Genomic DNA, 4631 nt, shown 5'->3' on the forward strand with positions numbered 1-4631 from the left:
CCCTCGGCGGGGTCGACCCCGCCGAGGGTGCCACGCGCAAGGCCGGATCGAACGGCGCCGGTGGCGTGCCCCAGGTGCGCCACCCGGTGCGCTACGACGCCGACCTCACCACCACCCCGTCTCGGCCGCCGCGTCTGGGCGAGGACGACGCCGAGGTCCGGGCCTGGCTCCTCGAAGCCGACCCGGCACCGCTCCCACCTACCACGACCCGTCAGACTGGTGACCAGGAACCGACCCGAAAGGCCTCCCGATGAACGCGAAGCACCCCGGCCGCAAGCCCTCGCTCGACCCGCTCGACCTCGTCGGCATCGACGACGTCCTGTCCGACGAGGAGAAGGCCGTCCGCGCCTCCGTCCGGCAGCTGTGTGACAAGAGCATCGACCCGCACGTGGCGGAGTGGTTCGAGTCCGGCGAGCTGCCGGTGGCCCGCGAGCTCGCCAAGGAGCTCGGCGACCTCGGGCTGCTCGGCATGCACCTGCAGGGCTACGGCTGCGCCGGCATGAGCGCGGTCGACTACGGGCTGGCCTGCCTCGAGCTCGAGGCGAGCGACTCCGGCATACGCTCGCTGGTCAGCGTGCAGGGGTCGTTGGCGATGTTCGCGATCCACCGCTGGGGCAGCGAGGAGCAGAAGCAGGAGTGGCTGCCCCGGATGGCCGCGGGCGACGCGATCGGGTGCTTCGGGCTCACCGAGCCCGACTACGGGTCCGACCCCGGTTCGATGCGCACGCACGCCCGCCGCGACGGCGACGACTGGGTGCTCGACGGCGCCAAGATGTGGATCACCAACGGCTCCATCGCCGACGTGGCCGTGGTGTGGGCCAAGGTCGACGGGGACGAGGGCGGCAGCGAGATCCGGGGGTTCGTGGTGCCCACGGACACCCCGGGATTCTCGGCGCCGTTGATCAAGCACAAGATGTCGCTGCGGGCGTCGGTCTCCAGCGAGCTCGTCCTCGACGGGGTGCGGCTGCCGCAGTCCGCGATCTTCCCGGAGGTGCGCGGCCTCAAGGGTCCGCTGTCCTGCCTCAACGAGGCGCGCTACGGCATCATCTGGGGCTCGCTCGGCGCGGCCCGCAGCTCGTTCGAGGCGGCGCTCGCCTACAGCAAGGAGCGGGTGCAGTTCGACAAGCCGATCGGCGCCTTCCAGCTGACCCAGTCCAAGCTGGCGCAGATGTCGACCGAGCTCAATCTCGGCGCGCTGCTGGCACTGCACCTGGGCCGCCGCAAGGACGCCGGCACGCTGCTGCCGCAGCAGGTCAGCGTCGGCAAGCTCAACAACGTCACCAAGGCGCTGGAGATCTGCCGGACCGCGCGCACCATCCTCGGCGCCAACGGGATCTCGTTGGAATACCCGGTGATCCGGCACATGAACAACCTCGAGTCGGTCCTGACCTACGAGGGCACGCCGGAGATGCACACCCTCGTCGTCGGTCAGGCCCTGACCGGCGAGTCCGCCTTCCGCTGACCCCCCGACCCGCCGCCCCCGCCCCTCAGGGGCCGAGGCGTATGGCGGGTCGTTGCCTCAGCGGCGGACGTGCGGGCGGCGGGCTGGTGACGGGCGCGGCATACCGGGTTGTGGTCGCACCCTAGGATTCGAGACATGACCAAGGTCCTGTCTGCCGTCGCCTGGCCGTATGCCAACGGTCCGCGCCACATCGGCCACGTCGCCGGATTCGGCGTGCCGTCCGACGTGTTCAGCCGCTACATGCGGATGGCGGGCCACGACGTGCTCATGGTCAGCGGTACCGACGAGCACGGCACCCCGATCCTGGTCGCGGCCGACAAGGAGGGTGTCAGCGCGCGCGAGCTGGCGGACCGCAACAACCGGTTCATCGTCGAGGACCTGCACGCCCTGGGACTGTCCTACGACCTGTTCACCCGCACGACGACGCCGAACCACTACGCGGTCGCGCAGGAGATGTTCACCACGGTGCACCGCAACGGCTACCTGATCGAGCAGACGACACGTGGCGCCGTCAGCCCGTCGACGGGGCGCACCCTGCCCGACCGCTACATCGAGGGCACCTGTCCGATCTGCGGCTACGACGGCGCCCGCGGTGACCAGTGCGACAACTGCGGCAACCAGCTCGACCCCACCGACCTGATCGAGTCGCACAGCAAGATCAACGGTGAGACACCGGAATTCGTCGAGACCCAGCACTTCTTCCTCGACCTGCCGGCACTCGCCAAGGCGCTCGGCGAGTGGCTCGACGACCGGGAGGCCACCGGCACGTGGCGGCCCAACGTCATCCGGTTCAGCCAGAACATCCTCGAGGACATCAGGCCTCGGGCGATGACCCGCGACCTCGACTGGGGCATCCCGGTGCCGCTCGAGGGGTGGCGCGACCAGCCCACCAAACGGCTCTACGTGTGGTTCGACGCGGTGATCGGTTACCTGTCGGCGTCGATCGAATGGGCACGCCGGCAGGGCGATCCCGAGCGCTGGCGTGACTGGTGGAACGACCCCGAGGCGTTGTCCTACTACTTCATGGGCAAGGACAACATCGTCTTCCACAGCCAGATCTGGCCCGCCGAGCTGCTCGCCTACGACGGCCGTGGGTCGCGTGGCGGCGAGCCCGGAAAGTATGGCGCGCTGAACCTGCCGACCGAGGTGGTCAGCTCCGAGTTCCTCACCATGGAGGGCAAGCAGTTCTCCTCCAGCCGCGGGGTGGTGATCTACGTGCGCGACGTCCTGTCCCGCTACCAGGCCGACGCGCTGCGCTACTTCATCTGCGCGGCCGGGCCGGAGAACCAGGACAGCGACTTCACCTGGGCCGAGTTCGTCCGCCGCACCAACAGCGAGCTGGTCGCGGGGTGGGGCAACCTGGTCAACCGCACCGCCACGATGATCCACAAGAACTTCGGCGAGATCCCGGCGGCGGGCGAGCTGACCGAGGGCGACGAGGCGCTGCTCTCCGACGTGCGCACGGCGTTCGACACGGTCGGTGGGCTGATCGCACGGCACCGGCAGAAGGCCGCGATCGGCGAGGTCATGCGGGTCATCGGCGAGGCCAACAAGTACGTCACCGACGAGGCGCCGTGGACGCTCAAGGCACCGGAGCAGCGCGCCCGGCTCGGCACGGTGCTGCACGTGCTGGCGCAGGCCGTGTCCGACTGCAACACGCTGATCGCGCCGTTCCTGCCGCACAGTGCCAACGCCGTGCACCTCGTCATCGGGGGCGACGGCGAGTTCGTGCCGATGCCCAGGATCGACGAGGTCGACGACCTCGACGGCGGCCCGGGCTACCCCGTCATCACCGGCGACTACTCGACCACGCCGGCGTGGGAGTCGCGTCCCGTCAAGGTCGGCGCCCCGATCGGCAAGCCGACCCCTGTCTTCACCAAGCTCGACCACGCGATCGTCGACGAGGAGCTCGCCCGGCTCACGCAGGAGGCGGGGTGACCCCTGCTCACCCCGGGCCGGTTTGCTCGATTCATGCCGGTTTCGGGGTGGCCAAAACCGGCCTGAACCGAGCAAAGGCGCCTGAGCCGAGCACGCGGGAGCGGGTGTGACGTCCCGCGGCGATCGCCCGCCGGCGCCCGACCCGCTGCCGATCCCGGTCGTCGACAACCACACCCACCTCGACATCGGCCGCGACGGCGGCGAGCCACCCGACCCGGGTGAGGCGATCGCGGAGGCCACCGCGGTCGGGGTGCCGCGGATGGTGCAGATCGGCTGCGACCTGCCCGGCGCCCGCTTCACCGTCGAGGTGATCGACCGGTATGCCGGGTTGCTGGGCGGGGTGGCGCTGCACCCCAACGAGACGCCGGGCCTTGCGTCCCGGGGCGAGACCGACGCGGCCCGGGCCGAGATCGAGCGGCTCGCGGCCCACCCGCGGGTGCGGGTGGTGGGTGAGACCGGCCTGGACTACTTCCGGACCGGGCCGGACGGCATGCCGGCGCAGCAGAACTCCTTCCGCTGGCACATCGACCTGGCCAAGCGGACCGGCCTGGCGCTGCAGATCCACGACCGCGACGCGCACGACGACGTGCTGCGGATCCTGGCCGAGGAGGGAGCCCCCGAGCACACCGTGCTGCACTGCTTCTCCGGCGACATCGAGATGGCCCGCACCTGCGTCGAGCGCGGCTACCACCTCTCCTTCGCGGGCACGGTGACCTTCAAGAATGCCCGGCAGCTGCGCAACGCACTCGCCGTCACGCCCCTGTCGCAGCTGCTCGTCGAGACCGACGCGCCCTACCTGACCCCCAGCCCGCACCGGGGGGCGCCGAACGCCTCCTACCTCGTGCCGCTCACCGTGCGGGCGATGGCCGACGTGCTCAACGTCGACGTGCCCGCGCTCTGCACCGCGATCGCCGACAACTCCGAGCGGATCTACGGCCCCTGGTAGACGCGCCGCAGAAACGTTACCGAACCGACGACATCCCGTTATCAGAACTTGACCTTGGCCGGGGGCTACGCCAAGGTATGACGCCATGTCCCGAGACCCCGGGACTGTGCCGACGACGGGGAGGGCCGAGGTGGCGCCGAGCCGGCCACGCACCGCGGGCATTGCGGTCGCCCTCCTCGCGCTCGCGGCCGGGGTGCTGCTCTGCGGACCCCTGCTGCCCAGCGCCGAACCCGGCCCCATGCTGCTCTCGGCCGACGCGGAGGGCGCCTCGACGTCCACCGCGAC

The 4631-nt window shown here is 70.5% G+C and carries 4 protein-coding genes and 1 pseudogene; all 5 read left to right on the forward strand.

The window, feature by feature from the left end; translation table 11 throughout:
- A pseudogene (locus tag FRW57_RS23415) lies at positions 1 to 254 on the forward strand (hypothetical protein); the annotation flags it as partial.
- On the forward strand, positions 251 to 1462 hold the full coding sequence (locus tag FRW57_RS17480; protein ID WP_137119950.1) for an acyl-CoA dehydrogenase family protein: 1212 nt from the start codon (positions 251 to 253) through the stop codon (positions 1460 to 1462). The pseudogene FRW57_RS23415 and the gene FRW57_RS17480, both read left to right, overlap by 4 nt.
- A 135-nt stretch (positions 1463 to 1597) precedes the next feature.
- Entirely contained in the window at positions 1598 to 3400 is a 1803-nt protein-coding gene (gene metG, locus FRW57_RS17485) for a methionine--tRNA ligase (RefSeq protein WP_152186597.1), read from the forward strand.
- Positions 3401 to 3506: 106 nt separating this feature from the next.
- On the forward strand, positions 3507 to 4346 hold the full coding sequence (locus tag FRW57_RS17490; RefSeq protein WP_152186598.1) for a TatD family hydrolase: 840 nt from the start codon (positions 3507 to 3509) through the stop codon (positions 4344 to 4346).
- A gap of 85 nt (positions 4347 to 4431) precedes the next feature.
- Positions 4432 to 4631 (forward strand): hypothetical protein (locus tag FRW57_RS17495; RefSeq protein ID WP_152186599.1); only part of this gene is annotated, 200 nt, incomplete at its 3' end.

Source organism: Segeticoccus rhizosphaerae, from assembly GCF_009192725.1.
Classification (GTDB): Bacteria; Actinomycetota; Actinomycetes; order Actinomycetales; family Dermatophilaceae; genus Segeticoccus; species Segeticoccus rhizosphaerae.